This is a genomic window from Pseudomonas sp. Irchel s3f10, assembly GCF_900187515.1.
GTDB classification, from domain to species: Bacteria; Pseudomonadota; Gammaproteobacteria; order Pseudomonadales; family Pseudomonadaceae; genus Aquipseudomonas; species Aquipseudomonas tensinigenes.
Map to the genome: position 1 here is coordinate 109,159 of NZ_FYDZ01000007.1, position 15,600 is coordinate 124,758.

The window sequence follows — 15,600 nt, forward strand, 5'->3', positions numbered from 1 at the left end:
GGGTCATGCGCTATTTTTGAATTCGGCGCTAAACCTGTGGGAGCGGGCTTGCCCGCGAAGGCGTCCGTCCAGACACCATCAAAGCAACTAATTAACTCTCGGCAATCAGCCAATCCATCTGCCACCCACCCTGGGTCTGCCCCAGCTTCTTCGACAACCACGGCAGCAGCTCACGCAACTCTTCCTCCAGCCCCCACGGCGGATTGGCAATCGCCATGCCCGAGCCGTTCAGACTGTTCGGCGTATCCAGCGGGTGCACCAGCAGTTCCACGCGCAGCAACTTCGGCGCACCGGTCCCAGCCAGATCCTGATAGAAACGACGCAACGCACGCTGATCCTTCACCGGATACCAGATCGCCGCCACCGTTTGGCGCATGCGGCCAATCGCCTCTTTCAACGACGCCGCACAACGCTGCATCTCGTCGAGCTGCTCGAACGGCGGATCGATCAACATCACCGCACGCTTCTCCTGCACAGGCAACATCGCCCGCGCCACGTGCCAGCCTTCGCCAAGATGAACTTTGACCCGACGATCGCCGGCCATGTTGTCCTTGAGCAGCACACCGTCTTCCGGGTGCTTCTCGTTGAGCATGACCCGATCCTGTGGGCGCGTCAGGCGCCGCGCCAGCTCCGGCGAACCCGGGTAATAGCGCAACTGGCCCTCCGGGTTCATCTCGTGCAGCACCTTCATGTAGTCGGCGGTCAGCGCCGGCAGATCCGGCTGCTCCCACAAGCGCGCGATGCCTTCCAGGTACTCACCGGTACGGTTGGCCTGATCGCCCTGCAAGTCATACAGACCGATGCCGGCGTGCGTGTCGAGATAGGCAAACGGCTGCTCCTTGCGCGACATCAGGGCGATGAGGCGGGTCAAGGTCAGGTGTTTGAACACATCGGCGTGATTGCCGGCATGGAAGGCGTGACGATAATTCATGGCTGCTCCTGCGAAGGGCGCAAAGTTTACCTTTTACCGCGCGGCAAGTCAGGGGTTCGCAGCCGAGCGGACAAAAGCCTGCCCTCACCCTAGCCCTCTCCCGGAGGGAGAGGGGACTGACGGTGGTGATCTTGCGGCTTATGTCGACCTGAAAGATCAGCGCGAACTCAAGCCTGGCGAAGCAAAGTGCGCCGCTGAAGTCGCAGGTCGGCGCACCTCACCCAGACAACTCGATCAGTCCCCTCTCCCTCTGGGAGAGGGTTAGGGTGAGGGTTTTTGCTATTACGCAGTTACACTTGCGAAAAATCAGAGACAGGAAGTCAAAAACTCATGCGATACCCGTTCATTTTCCTACTCGTCGTGCTAAGCCCATATCTAGCACTTGCCGACGAAAACCACATCGATCAAGCCAGACAAACGCTCAAGAACTATGGATTGAGCGAGTGCATTCTCAAGCCATTCAATCAAAAGTCTGAGCTGGAGCATGACATCGAAATGTCCGCCGGCGCCTACTCGCATTTTGGCAAAGGCATGCACACCGTCATGGAAAATGAAGACACGCAAAAGGTTTTACACGATCCCTATAAAGAAACCAGAAACTATATGTTTGCGGCGTCTGACCAGATCTCTGCCAACAGAGAATACTCGGACAAAAAAATGATATTCCATGGTTGCCTACAGGTGTACAACTCAGAAGCGTTCGACCGTTTTATCCGGACTCAGGATGCTTACATCGTTGATGATTGACATCTTTTGATGTTGCTTTTAAGCATCAGGAAGGCATCTCGCGCAACCGCCTGCCGATGACATCAAGCACATCACAGCCATCGCGCAAAGGAATCACGCAGAGCTGGGCGAAGTCGCTGAGGATGACGGAGTCGCATTCGACCGAGCCGCGCATGCACATGTTTTCCAGCACCTGGATCACGGCGCGCAGGCGATGGTTGGCGGCGTCCATAAGGATGTCGAGGGGCACGTGGGTGTCGATGAACAGGGTCGGCATGTCACTGCAATTGCCGGTCAGGGCCATGAAGCGGTTATCGGGATGGGGGATGATTTTTTCGTAGGGTGGAGCCGTTCGTATTGTCGTCATTTCTATCTTCCATAGAGTGTAAAAGTGAACTGCCGCATTCCTTCCTACGGGATTGGGTGGCAGCCGTGCACGGGAGTAGGAAACCGACCCATGGAATTCGGCCACGCCGAAGCGTGTCCCGCACACAGCCGCCGCTGACGACATTGCTCACACAAGTTACGTGCCGCAATTCAAACAACAGCGCTGATGCACCATAGGTAGAGGGCTCCTACACCCTGTCACCGCTCTCGCAGTGACAACGAAAAGACTATCCCTGCAACCCATCGCCCACCAGTTCATGAAAACCGCCGCGACTCGAAGGAATCGTCCGAGACCTTCGCCCCGAAAACTCACCCTGACTCTGCCAGCAAAAACGCCAGCAACGCCGATTGCGACGAATCTTCCGACATTGAAACCTGAAAAAACCGCCTGACCTTGCAACGCAAAACCGCCTCGGGAAAGGCCTCGAAAAGAACCGGATATTCGTCGCTCAACCATTGCAACGCATTGGCCGTTCGAACGTCATGGCCCTGCTGCGCCAGCACCGAAGCCGGTACCTGCCACCACGGAAATACCCTTCCCGAAACCTGCGCCCTGCCGCCAATTTCCAGCGCCTGCCCATTAATCAAACAACGCCCGATCAGCGGAAACAGTTGCGCCGCACCCACCTCATCGGCCTGAAGAATCGGCAACAGAAACCGCCCGTCCCAAAAACGAAAAAACACCGTTTTGCCGCCAGGCATCAGCACTTGGGTCAGGCTGCGAAAGTGCGCCACCACCTCTTCCAGACTCGCCGAAGAAACCGCCAGCCACCCCCAATCCTGCGACTCGGTAGTGGCGACCCAATGCAGTAACTCACTGTCAGTAGCGACAATTCCCACGTAAGGCATCACCGCATCCCACTCGGCATAGATCGTCTCGGCCCAGATCGAACTCGCCATGTCTGGCCAGCCCTTGAGCGGCTTCGCCTCGCTGGCATTACTGAAAACCGCAAACAACTGCTCGGAAACTTTCAATGGCTCCCGCGCCAACCACTCGGCAGGCAATAGAAAATCAGGCTGCACAGAGACCGTCCTTGCAACGCTCGCACTCTTCGCAGAATGGCGCGTCACCCTTGAAACTCATGATTTGTGCGGCAGTCAGCATGGCAGCCGGCGCGGCGGCGAGTTTCTCCGGCAATCCCGGTACAACCGGCGCGGCACTCATCGCCGCCATCGCTGCGCCGCCCACGACAATCGGCACGCTGCTGAAAATCCCACCCGGGCCGATGTTGATCCACTGCCCACCAGCCTGAATCGTCGCACTCGCGCCACCGTCGATGACCACTTGCTGACCGGCGCTGACGTGGAATTGCCCACTGGCGCTGATCGCCTGATTGCTCACGCGAATATGCCGATCGCCGATCACGCTCAGATGGTCGTCCTGCCTCACTTCGGTCTGCCGCTGACCATGAGTGATGCGTTGCTCATCAGCCTTCAACTCGTGGCGGGCGGTGCCGGTGACGACGATGCTGCGCTGGTTGTCGACCTGCACCTGTTGATCATTCAACACATGCTGCGTCCAGTTGCGCTGGGCGCGCAGGTAGATTTCCTCGGCGCCTTTGCGATCCTCGATGCGCAGTTCGTTGTAGCCGCCACCGCCGGGGCTGCTCTGGCTGCGGAAAATGCTGCGGGTCTTGTCCGCGGGCAGATCCAGCGGGATCGGTGTCGCGGCGTTGGGCAGGCAGCCCACGACCAAAGGTTTGTCGGCGTCGGCATCGATGAAGCCGACCAGCACTTCCATGCCGACTCGCGGGATCAACACGCTGCCATAACGGTCATGGGCCCAACCGCTGGCAACGCGCAGCCAGCAACTGGAATGCTCGTTCAATTCACCGTCGCGATCCCAAGCCAGTTGCACCTTGACCCGACCGTACTCGTCGCAGTGGATTTCGGTGTCTTTCGGCCCGGTCACAACCGCTGGTTGATATCCGGGCATGCGTGGTTTTTCCGGCCCCAGCGTCGGGCGGAAAAACACGTCCCACGGCGTGGCGAAAAAGCTATTACGGTAACCCTGAAAAGCGTCCCCATCGCTGGTCACCGATTCCTCCAGCACTTGTGGCTGGCGGCCATGGTGTTCGACGGCAGTCAGCAGCCACAGGTCGTTCCAGTCGTGGCGCGGATGCTCGGCCAGTTGCAGGAAATGTCCGCAAACCAGTGCGGATTCGTCGCTGATGCCTTCGGCCTGACGATAATCAGCGACATGCCGTTCAAGGGCACGCTGAGCCAGATGTTTGCCGGTTTCACGATCGTTGAATTGGCCAGGGAAGTGATAATCCTCCAGCACTGGGCGCTGCTCGCCGTCGACACGACTTTGCAGGTGCAGACGAGGCTTTTCGAAGTTGTAGTCGCGCCGAGTGACCACGCTGGTGCGGGTTTCCACGCGCACATTGAAACGCTGAATCGCCGGGGCTCCGGCAGACATGCCACTGCCCGGCAAATAAAGGGTCGGCGTGGCCAGTTTTGGAAACACCGTCTGGTCATCACCGAACACCAGTACGTGCGCGTCGGGGCTGTGTTGAAAGTGGTAATGAATGCCGACCTCGGCACATAGCCGCTGAATGAACGCCAAGTCGCTTTCAGCGTACTGCACGCAATACTCACGAACCGGGTATTCACTGCCTAACCGAAAATCGAAAGCATCACGAAGGATCGCGTGATCCTTAAGTACCTGCGCAACAATTTGCGGCACGCTCTGATGCTGGAAGATCCGCTGATTGATGCGGTGACCGAGGTACGTCAGACGCGGCACCAGACTCAGGTGATAACGCGTCAGACGTTTCCCGGAATCGCCCTGCCCGACCTGATAAATCTGACCGTGAACGCCGGAGCCGTCCGCATCAAAACTCAGAAACGCCTGACAGTGCAGGAGGCTTTCGAGATCCAGATCCGGTCGCTCACTGACCAGTTCCAGCTCGAAACGAAAGGGTTGGCTGATGGCCTCCTTGCCCGTGAACTCAAGGACCTTGAGGTCATGTTGGGCGCCTTCGAGGGTCAACGTGAAACGCGGTTGATTGGCAGACGCGAACATCCGATGTCTCTCTGCAGTGTGAGGGCGGGCGATTCTGCATGAGGGGCAAGGGGTGGTGAATGGGTGACGGGAAAATCAGATTTGCCCTACTTTCATTGACGAAAACCCCTGCAAAAAGCAGCGCCTTCAACTACAGACAAATCCCTCAAGCCCACCACCATCCCTTGTAGGAGTGAGCCTGCTCGCGATAGCGGTCCGACATTCAGCATTGATGTCGACTGACACACCGCCATCGCGAGCAGGCTCACTCCTACAGGGAAACGCGGTGAATCAGAGAAATCACAGGCACAAAAAAACGGCCCGTATCCTGTAGGAAACGGGCCGTTTTCGGGTGAGCCTCAGCTCAGAACAATCACTTGTTCAGGTGGAAATCTTTTTCCGCCGCTTCGAAGCGCTGCACCATGCCTCTGGTCGGCTCGCCCATTTTGCTGACGATGTAGATGGCCAGGCTGGCGAAGATGAAGCCCGGGATGATTTCGTACAGACCCAGCAGTTCGAAATGCTTCCAGACCACCACGGTGATCGCGCCGACCAGAATACCGGCCAGTGCGCCGTCGCGAGTCATTTCTTTCCAGATAACCGAGATCAGCACAACCGGACCGAACGCAGCACCGAAACCGGCCCATGCGTAGGACACCAGACCCAGTACGCGGTTTTCCGGGTTGGCCGCCAAGGCGATCGCGATCAGTGCAACCAACAGCACCATGGCGCGACCGACCCAGACCAGCTCAACCTGAGAAGCGGATTTACGCAGGAAGGTTTTGTAGAAGTCTTCGGTCAGGGCGCTCGAGCACACCAGCAACTGGCAGCTCAGGGTGCTCATCACCGCAGCCAGAATGGCCGACAACAGCACACCGGCGATCCATGGGTTGAACAGCAGTTTGGCCAGTTCGATGAACACGCGTTCGTGGTTCTCGGTCACGGGACCGGCAACTTCCGGGTGCGCCGAGAAGTACGCGATACCGAAGAAGCCCACCGCCACAGTGCCGCCCAGGCACAGGATCATCCAGGTCATGGAAATGCGACGCGCCTTGGCGATCGATTTCACCGAGTCCGCCGCCATGAAACGCGCGAGGATGTGCGGCTGACCGAAGTAGCCCAGACCCCAGCCCATCAGCGAGATGATGCCGATGAAGGTGGTGCCTTTGAGCATGTCGAAGTTGCTTGGATCGTTGGCTTCAATGGCCAGGAACGTGGTGTCGACGCCGCCAGTGGCCAGCAGGACGATGATCGGCGTAAGGATCAGCGCGAAAATCATCAGCGTGGCTTGCACGGTGTCGGTCCAGCTCACGGCGAGGAAACCGCCAACGAAGGTGTAGGCAATCGTCGCCGCAGCACCGGCCCACAGCGCTGTCTCGTAGGACATGCCGAAGGTGCTTTCAAACAGACGGGCGCCAGCCACGATGCCGGAAGCGCAGTAAATGGTGAAGAACACCAGAATCACGATTGCCGAAATAATGCGCAGCAAACCGCTTTTGTCTTCGAAACGGCTGGAGAAGTAGTCCGGCAGGGTCAGGGCATCACCGTTGTGCTCGGTCTGCACGCGCAGACGGCCGGCGACGAACAGCCAGTTCAGATAAGCACCGACGATCAGGCCGATGGCGATCCAGCTTTCGGACAGACCGGACATGTAGATGGCGCCCGGCAGGCCCATCAACAACCAGCCGCTCATGTCGGAAGCACCGGCAGACAGAGCCGTCACGACGCTGCCCAGGCTACGGCCGCCAAGAATATAGTCAGAAAGGTTATTGGTGGAGCGATAGGCCATGAAGCCGATCAGCACCATTGCTGCGATGTAGATCACGAACGTGATCAGTGTTGGATTGCTTACGCTCATTAAGTACGCCCTGGCTTTGTTTTTATGTAGCAGCGGTGATGAACCGCGCGCAAACGGTAACGTTTGGCAGACGATTCGCGATCCCGCGCATTTAGGACTGATGTTTCCCCAGGAAAGCCACCAGCCGATACACCGGGTTATCCCGGTTGCACCTAGGGCGCGAATGCTATGCAACAAACCAAAAAAGGTGCAACCAGTTTCGCGCGAATTAGTTGCACCTAGTCGGATATTCCGAGAAACAGGCACTTTTTGCTCCCTTTTAGCGCAGTCAGAGGGTGTTGCTAGAAGTAAAAGCACCAAGCAAGTGCGGCACTTCCGTACCAGAAAATAATTCCTGACGAAGCGTTTATTTTTCCGACAAAAAAAGGGTTGCACCCGGTTGCACCTCTTTCGGCGCACGGCTAATCTTGCGGCCAGCTGATGCCACGCAACTGTGGCAACCATGAGGATAAAAATATGGCTACCACCACCCTTGGGGTCAAACTCGATGACCCGACCCGCGAGCGCCTGAAGGCGGCCGCGACCTCGATTGATCGCACACCGCACTGGCTGATCAAGCAGGCAATTTTCAATTACCTGGAAAAACTCGAGGGTGGTGCAACCCTGACCGAGCTGAACGGTTTGACCGCCAAGGACGCCGATGAGGCGGGCGAAGTCCACACCGATCACGCCCACCAGTGCTTCCTCGAATTCGCCGAAAGCATCCTGCCGCAGTCCGTTCTGCGCGCTTCGATCACCGCCGCTTACCGCCGCCCCGAGCCGGAAGTCGTGCCGATGCTGATCGAGCAGGCTCGCCTGCCGGTCGCCATGGCTGAAGCCACTAACAAACTCGCCGCTTCCATCGCGGAAAAACTGCGTAACCAGAAAAGTGCCGGCGGCCGTGCAGGCATTGTTCAGGGTCTGCTGCAGGAATTTTCCCTGTCGTCCCAGGAAGGCGTGGCGCTGATGTGCCTCGCCGAAGCGCTGCTGCGTATCCCGGACAAGGGCACGCGCGATGCACTGATCCGCGACAAGATCAGCACCGGCAACTGGCACCCGCACTTGGGCAACAGCCCGTCGCTGTTCGTCAACGCCGCCACTTGGGGCCTGCTGCTGACCGGCAAACTGGTCTCGACGCACAACGAAGCCGGCCTGACGTCGTCGCTGAGCCGCATCATCGGCAAGAGCGGCGAGCCGATGATCCGCAAGGGCGTCGACATGGCCATGCGCCTGATGGGCGAGCAGTTCGTGACCGGCGAAACCATCGCCGAAGCGCTGGCCAACGCGAGCAAGTTCGAAGCCAAGGGCTTCCGTTATTCCTACGACATGCTCGGTGAAGCGGCACTGACCGAGCACGACGCGCAGAAATACCTGGCGTCGTACGAACAAGCCATCCACTCGATCGGCAAAGCGTCCCACGGCCGTGGGATTTATGAAGGCCCGGGCATCTCCATCAAGTTGTCGGCACTGCACCCGCGTTACAGCCGTGCGCAGTACGAGCGTGTGATGGACGAGCTGTACCCGCGCCTGCTGTCGTTGACGTTGCTGGCCAAGCAATACGACATCGGCTTGAACATCGACGCCGAAGAAGCCGACCGTCTCGAACTGTCGCTGGATCTGCTTGAGCGCCTGTGCTTCGAGCCACAACTGACTGGCTGGAACGGCATCGGTTTCGTCATCCAGGCGTACCAGAAGCGTTGCCCGTACGTGATCGACTACGTGATCGACCTGGCTCGCCGCAGCCGTCATCGTCTGATGATCCGTCTGGTAAAAGGCGCGTACTGGGACAGCGAAATCAAGCGCGCCCAAGTCGAAGGCCTCGAAGGCTATCCGGTCTACACCCGCAAGGTGTACACCGACGTTTCCTACATCGCTTGCGCCCGCAAACTGCTGTCGGTGCCGGAAGTCATCTACCCGCAGTTCGCCACGCACAACGCCCACACCCTGTCGGCCATTTACCACATCGCCGGTCAGAACTATTACCCGGGCCAGTACGAATTCCAGTGCCTGCACGGCATGGGCGAACCGCTTTACGAACAAGTTGTAGGCAAAGTTTCCGAAGGCAAGCTGAACCGTCCGTGCCGCGTGTACGCACCGGTCGGCACCCACGAAACCCTGTTGGCGTACCTCGTCCGTCGCTTGCTGGAAAACGGCGCGAACACTTCGTTCGTCAACCGCATCGCCGACCAGTCGATTTCGATTCAGGAGCTGGTGGCCGATCCAGTGGCGCAGATTGAGCAGATGGCGACCGTGGAAGGTGGTTTCGGCCTGCCGCACCCGCGCATTCCGCTGCCGCGTGACCTGTACGGTGCCGAACGCGCCAACTCCAGCGGCATCGACATGGCCAACGAACATCGTTTGGCTTCGCTGTCCTGCGCCTTGCTCGCCACTGCGCATAACGACTGGAAAGCCGCGCCGATGCTTGGTTGCGCCTCCAGCAACGAAACACCGGCAGCCGTTCTGAACCCGTCGGACCACCGTGATGTGGTCGGTCATGTTCAAGAAGCCACCGTCGAAGACGTCGACAACGCCATTCAATGCGCGCTGAACGCTGCGCCGATCTGGCAGGCCACCCCGCCCGCGGAACGCGCGGCGATTCTGGAACGTGCCGCTGACTTGATGGAAGGCGAGATCCAGCCGCTGATGGGCCTGCTCGCTCGTGAAGCCGGCAAGACCTACGCCAACGCCATCGCCGAAGTCCGCGAAGCCGTCGACTTCCTGCGTTATTACGCAGTGCAGGCGCGCAACGATTTCAGCAACGACGCCCACCGCCCACTGGGTCCGGTGGTGTGCATCAGCCCGTGGAACTTCCCGCTGGCGATCTTCAGCGGTCAAGTCGCTGCGGCATTGGCTGCCGGTAACCCGGTATTGGCCAAACCGGCTGAGCAAACTCCACTGGTGGCGGCTCAAGCCGTGCGCTTACTGCTCGAAGCCGGGATTCCGGAAGGCGTGCTGCAACTGCTGCCGGGTCGCGGCGAAACCGTCGGCGCCGGTCTGGTTGGTGATGAGCGCGTCAAAGGCGTGATGTTCACCGGTTCTACCGAAGTCGCGCGTCTGCTGCAACGCAACATCGCTGGCCGTCTCGACAGCCAGGGCCGTCCGATTCCGCTGATCGCCGAAACCGGTGGCCAGAACGCGATGATCGTCGACTCCTCGGCACTGACCGAACAAGTCGTGATCGACGTAGTTTCGTCGGCCTTCGACAGCGCCGGTCAGCGTTGCTCGGCGCTGCGCGTACTTTGCTTGCAGGAAGATTCCGCGGATCGTGTCATCGAAATGCTCAAAGGTGCCATGGCAGAAAGCCGTCTCGGCAACCCGGAGCGCCTGTCCGTGGACATCGGCCCGGTGATCGACGCCGAAGCCAAGGCTGGCATCGACAAGCACATCCAGGGCATGCGCGATAAAGGTCGCAATGTTTACCAGGTAGCAATCGCCGACACCGAAGAGGTCAAACGCGGCACCTTCGTCATGCCGACCCTGATCGAACTGGAAAGCTTCGACGAGCTGCAACGCGAGATCTTCGGTCCGGTGCTGCACGTGGTGCGCTACAAGCGTAAAGAGATCGATCAACTGATCGCTCAGATCAACGCTTCCGGTTATGGCCTGACGCTGGGCGTGCACACGCGCATCGATGAGACCATCGCCAAGGTGATCGACAACGTCAACGCCGGTAACGTCTACGTTAACCGCAACATCGTCGGTGCCGTGGTCGGCGTGCAGCCATTCGGCGGCGAAGGCCTGTCGGGTACTGGCCCGAAAGCCGGTGGCCCGCTGTACCTGTACCGCTTGCTGGCGACACGTCCTACCGACGCCATCGAACAATCCTTCGCTCGCGGTGATGCCGTTATCGCCCCCGACGTTCGTTTGCGCGATGCCATGAGCAAACCGCTGAACGCCCTGAAAGCTTGGGCTGACAGCAACAAGTTCGCTGACCTGAGCACCCTCTGCGTGCAGTACGCTGCGCAATCGCAGAGCGGCATCACCCGCGTGCTGGCCGGCCCGACCGGCGAGAAAAACAGCTACGCGATCCTGCCGCGCGAGCACGTGTTGTGCCTGGCCGAGGTTGAAGGCGATCTGCTGACGCAACTGGCAGCGGTGCTGGCGGTAGGTGGTTCGGCGGTGTGGCCAGAGTCCGACATCAGCAAGGCATTGTTCGCACGCCTGCCGAAGGAGATTCAGGCGCGGATCAAGCTGGTTTCTGACTGGAACAAGGATGAAGTGGTGTTTGATGCGGTTCTGCATCACGGCCATTCCGACCAGTTGCGCGGTGTCTGCCAGCAGATTGCCAAGCGTGCCGGCGCGATCGTTGGGGTTCAGGGCTTGTCCCAGGGCGAGACCAATATTGCGCTGGAGCGTCTGGTGATCGAGCGGGCGTTGAGTGTTAACACTGCTGCTGCGGGTGGTAATGCGAGCTTGATGACCATCGGCTAAACCGCTGTAACTCCAGGTGCCCGCAACGGTCGCCTGGAATGAAATCCCCTGTAGGAGTGAGCCTGCTCGCGATAGCGGTCTGTCAGTTAAAATAATTGTGTCTGACAGACCGCTATCGCGAGCAGGCTCACTCCTACATTTGATTAGTGTCGCCCTCACCTCTGCATCACTCTCATCAATCATCATATCCAGCCTCTATTCCCCCGCCTTAGACTCGGCCCAACCCCAATTTCAGGTAGGCCGCCATGTCCGAGACGCTGCTCAGTTCCCGCAATCTGGCTTTCGAGCTGTATGAAGTCCTTGATGCCGAGGGCCTGACCCGGCGTGAGCGCTTTGCCGAGCACAACCGCGAGACCTTCGACGCCGCCATCGGCACCGCGCGCAACATCGCCGAGAAGTACTTCGCGCCGCACAACCGCAAGGGCGACGAGAACGAACCACGCTACGAAGACGGTCAGGCGATTCTGATTCCTGAAGTGAAACCAGCGGTGGATGCCTTCCTTGAAGCCGGATTCCTCAACGCCGCGAGAAGTTTCGACGCCGGCGGCATGCAACTGCCTACATTGCTGTCGCAAGCCTGCTTCGCGCATTTCCAGTCAGCCAACGCGGCTTCGACGTCCTACCCGTTCCTGACCATGGGCGCGGCGAATCTGATTGAGAGCTTTGGCACGGACGAGCAGAAACAACGCTTTCTGCAACCGATGATCGACGGGCGTTTCTTCGGCACCATGGCCCTGACCGAGCCGCATGCCGGTTCATCGCTGTCGGATATTCGTACGCGCGCCGAGCCGGCGTCCGACGGCACTTATCGCCTCAAAGGCAACAAGATCTTCATTTCCGGCGGCGATCACCCGCTCTCGGAAAACATCGTGCACATGGTCCTGGCCAAGCTGCCCGATGCGCCTGCGGGTGTTAAAGGCATTTCGCTGTTCATCGTGCCGAAGTTTCTGGTCAACGATGACGGCAGCCTCGGCCAGCGTAACGATGTCCTGCTGGCAGGGCTGTTTCACAAGATGGGTTGGCGCGGCACCACCTCCACAGCGCTGAACTTCGGCGATAACGGCGAGTGCATCGGCTATCTGGTGGGCAAGCCGCACCACGGTTTGAGCTACATGTTCCAGATGATGAACGAGGCACGTATCGGCGTCGGCATGGGCGCGGTGATGCTCGGTTATGCCGGTTATCTGTACTCGCTGGAGTACGCCCGCGAGCGGCCACAGGGTCGCGTGCCGGACAGCAAGGATCCGACGGCGGCGCCGGTGGCGATCATTCAGCACGCCGATGTCAGACGTATGCTGTTGACGCAAAAATCCTACGTCGAAGGTGCATTTGATCTCGGTCTGTACGCGGCGCGCTTGTTCGATGACACCACCACGCTTGAGTCCGAAGCCGAGCGCAAACAGGCGCATGAATTGCTGGATCTGCTGACACCGATCGTCAAATCCTGGCCATCGGAGTTCTGCCTCAAGGCCAACGAACTGGCGATCCAGATTCTTGGCGGTCACGGCTACACCCGCGAATACCCGGTTGAACAGTACTACCGCGATAACCGCTTGAACCCGATTCATGAAGGCACCCATGGCATTCAGTCGCTGGACTTGCTCGGGCGCAAACTGGCGCAGAACGGTGGCGCGGGGCTCAAGCAACTGATTCTTCTGATCGCCAACACCGCTGAACGCGCGACGGCGTATGAATCACTGACCGCATTGCGTGAGCCTTTAGAGAAACTGGTGGCACGTCTGCAAACGGTGACCATCGGTTTGTTGACCGATCTGGCACAGGGCAAGGTCAATAGCAGTCTGGCGAACTCGGCGTTGTACCTGAAGGTGTTCGGGCACACGGTGATTGGCTGGCGCTGGTTGGAGCAGGCGATTCGTGCCGAGGAAGGGTTGGCCAAAGGGAACTCAGCGGATGCTGACTTCTATAAGGGCAAGCTGCAGGCGGCGCGGTACTTTCTGACGTGGGAAGTGCCGGGTTGTCACCATGAACTGGCGTTGCTGGAGGCGCGGGATGATACGTGCCTGGCGATGCAGGATGCGTGGTTCTGAAAGCCTACCCTCACCCCAGCCCTCTCCCGGAGGGAGAGGGGGCCGACCGAGGTGTCTGGCGCTATACATCGACCTGAAAAACCGTGTCGATTATGGATTCGGTACTGCACTCCCAGGTCGGCGTATTACTCAAGCATCCCACGGTCAGTCCCCTCTCCCTCTGGGAGAGGGCTAGGGTGAGGGGCTTTTCTGGCTCAACACTCAACTCAACTTGAACCCACCCATCTGCCGCGCCAAATCGTCCGCCAGCCTCTGCAACATCTGACAATCCTCACGACACGCCCGAACCTCCCCCGCCGTCGCCCGCGCCAGATCGGAAATCCCCTGCACGTTACGGTTGATCTCTTCCGTCACCGCCGACTGCTCTTCCGTCGCCGTCGCCACCTGATGATTCATGTCACTGATGCGCTCGACCTGACCAGTAATCGCAGTCAGCGAGGCCCCGGTTCGCTGACTCGACTCAACCCCGGTGCCGGTTGCGGCTTGCCCGGTGCGCATGGACGACACGGCGTTTTCCGCACCTTGCTTGAGGCTGCCGATCATCTGTTGAATCTCGTCAGTAGACGCTTGAGTGCGTCGCGCCAAAGTACGCACTTCATCAGCAACAACCGCAAAGCCGCGACCCATATCCCCGGCTCGAGCTGCTTCGATGGCGGCATTGAGCGCCAACAGGTTGGTCTGCTCGGACACCCCGCGAATCACCGCCAGCACCGAATCGATCGAGGCCACTTGGTGCGCCAATTCACCCACCGCGCCAGCCGCTACGCCAATCTCATCGGACATGCTTTCAATATGCCGGATCGAACCGCCGACCACTTCTCGCGCCTGCAGCGCTTCATCTCGTGCAGTCTGCGAGGCCAGGGCCGCATTACCGGCGTTCTGCGCAATCTCCTGAACCGTCAGGCCCATCTCGTGAACCGCAGTCGCGACCATGTCGGTCATTTCCTGCTGACGGCCGGAACGCTCGGCAGTGTTTTCCACCACTTTCGCCACTTGCCCCACGGCCGTACGCAAACGCTCGCTGGTGGTCAGCACTTCACCGATCATGCCGCGCTGGCTATCGAGGAAACGGTTGAAGCCGCGGGCGAGGTCGCCCAGCTCATCGGCACGGCTGGAATCTAACCGGTGGGTCAAATCTCCACCACCGCTACCGATTGCTACCAGCGCGGCTGTTACTTGGCGAATCGGCCGCACCAGACCTTGCGCCAGCCACACCACCAACGCGAGGCACACCAGCGCCACCGCCAGACCGATACCGCCGCTCATCCACATCGCTTTACGGGCTTCGGCGTAGATCTGCGACTGCGGCACTTCGGCCACCAGAGTCCAGCCCAAATCGCGCAACGGCAGGCTGAAGGCGAGGAAGTCTTCGCCATCCCTCTGGAAGCTGCTGCTGATCGCCGTTTTCTGGCCCATGACGGCCTGCGCTGCATTGGCGCCGATCTGCTCGCTCAAGGTGCGTTTACCGCTGAACTGCGCCTCCGGGTGCACTTGAATCAAACCGTCGGAACGCACGAGATAGACCTTGCCACGCTCACCAAAACTGAAGTTGTGAATCAGCTCCGACAGCTCTTTCATGCTCAGTCCGAGCCCGGCCACACCGACCACTTTGCCGGCCTGCTCGACCTTCAAATCGATGAACAGCGCCAGTTCTCCGGTCGCCCCGTCGTTGTCGATATTGAGGGTGCGCGGCTGATTGCTGTCGAGGAAGGAATAGAACCACGCGTCAGCCGGTTTTGAACGGCTGAGGGTGCGATCCAGACCTTTTTCGGTGATGTAGTGATTGGATTCGGTGCCGATGATCAAAGCGGTGAAGGCTTTATGTTCGGCGCGGATGCCTTCCAGATACCGCGCGAAGCCAGCCGTTTTGCTGCTGTCTTCGCCGGATGCGAGCCAATCGCGGACCATCGTATTGCTGGCGATATCCTTGGCCGCCGTCAGCGGTTGCACCAGGATGCGTTCGATATCATTGCGCGTCGCTTCAATGCTCGACGGCAGTGCTTGTTCGACCAGATAGCTCTGGGCGAGGCGGTTGACCACCAGGGTATAAATGCCAACCACGATCAGGATGCTGACCAGCAGGGCCGTGCCCATGCTGAGAATCAGCTGCCATTGAATACTGCGTCGCCACAACTGCATGGAGCACCCCCAAAGAATAAGTGGCCGAAACAATGCAACAGCCGTGCCGATTGTATACAACCCAGTCGACAATCTATTCTTTGGTTGTGCGCAG

At 59.2% G+C, this 15,600-nt stretch carries 9 protein-coding genes; 3 read left to right on the forward strand and 6 right to left on the reverse strand.

Annotated elements, in window-relative coordinates; all coding sequences use genetic code 11:
- Positions 1-91 precede the first annotated feature (91 nt).
- Positions 92-931: a 23S rRNA (adenine(2030)-N(6))-methyltransferase RlmJ gene (locus CKW17_RS16770; protein WP_095120680.1), complete on the reverse strand. Its 840-nt coding sequence runs from the start codon at positions 929-931 to the stop codon at positions 92-94.
- A 330-nt stretch (positions 932-1,261) separates the two neighbouring features.
- Between CKW17_RS16770 and CKW17_RS16780 the strand changes: the two genes are divergently transcribed.
- Positions 1,262-1,678, forward strand: coding sequence for a hypothetical protein (locus CKW17_RS16780; RefSeq protein ID WP_095120682.1), 417 nt, complete (start codon positions 1,262-1,264; stop codon positions 1,676-1,678).
- Positions 1,679-1,703: 25 nt separating this feature from the next.
- Here CKW17_RS16780 and CKW17_RS16785 read toward each other — a convergent pair whose 3' ends face one another.
- The 4 genes from CKW17_RS16785 to putP all read right to left on the reverse strand — a co-directional run bounded on the left by CKW17_RS16785 (position 1,704) and on the right by putP (position 6,909).
- Entirely contained in the window at positions 1,704-2,024 is a 321-nt protein-coding gene (locus CKW17_RS16785) for a hypothetical protein (RefSeq protein ID WP_095120683.1), read from the reverse strand.
- Between the two features lie 329 nt (positions 2,025-2,353).
- A complete protein-coding gene (locus tag CKW17_RS16790; RefSeq protein ID WP_095120684.1) occupies positions 2,354-3,067 on the reverse strand; it encodes a DUF4123 domain-containing protein in 714 nt (237 codons plus the stop codon).
- A complete protein-coding gene (locus CKW17_RS16795; protein WP_095120685.1) occupies positions 3,057-5,072 on the reverse strand; it encodes a type VI secretion system tip protein VgrG in 2,016 nt (671 codons plus the stop codon). The genes CKW17_RS16790 and CKW17_RS16795 overlap by 11 nt, the downstream gene beginning before the upstream one ends.
- 352 nt (positions 5,073-5,424) lie before the next feature.
- Positions 5,425-6,909, reverse strand: a complete 1,485-nt coding sequence (gene putP / locus CKW17_RS16800; protein ID WP_095120686.1) for a sodium/proline symporter PutP — start codon at positions 6,907-6,909, stop codon at positions 5,425-5,427.
- Positions 6,910-7,365: 456 nt separating this feature from the next.
- On the opposite strand from putP, the gene putA reads away from it, so the two are divergent.
- Positions 7,366-11,319: a trifunctional transcriptional regulator/proline dehydrogenase/L-glutamate gamma-semialdehyde dehydrogenase gene (gene putA, locus CKW17_RS16805; protein ID WP_095120687.1), complete on the forward strand. Its 3,954-nt coding sequence runs from the start codon at positions 7,366-7,368 to the stop codon at positions 11,317-11,319.
- Positions 11,320-11,564: 245 nt separating this feature from the next.
- Complete coding sequence (locus CKW17_RS16810; RefSeq protein WP_095120688.1) at positions 11,565-13,367, forward strand: acyl-CoA dehydrogenase; 1,803 nt, start codon at positions 11,565-11,567, stop codon at positions 13,365-13,367.
- A 201-nt stretch (positions 13,368-13,568) separates the two neighbouring features.
- On the opposite strand, the gene CKW17_RS16815 is transcribed toward CKW17_RS16810, so the two are convergent.
- On the reverse strand, positions 13,569-15,506 hold the full coding sequence (locus tag CKW17_RS16815) for a methyl-accepting chemotaxis protein (RefSeq protein ID WP_095120689.1): 1,938 nt from the start codon (positions 15,504-15,506) through the stop codon (positions 13,569-13,571).
- Positions 15,507-15,600: the final 94 nt, after the last annotated feature.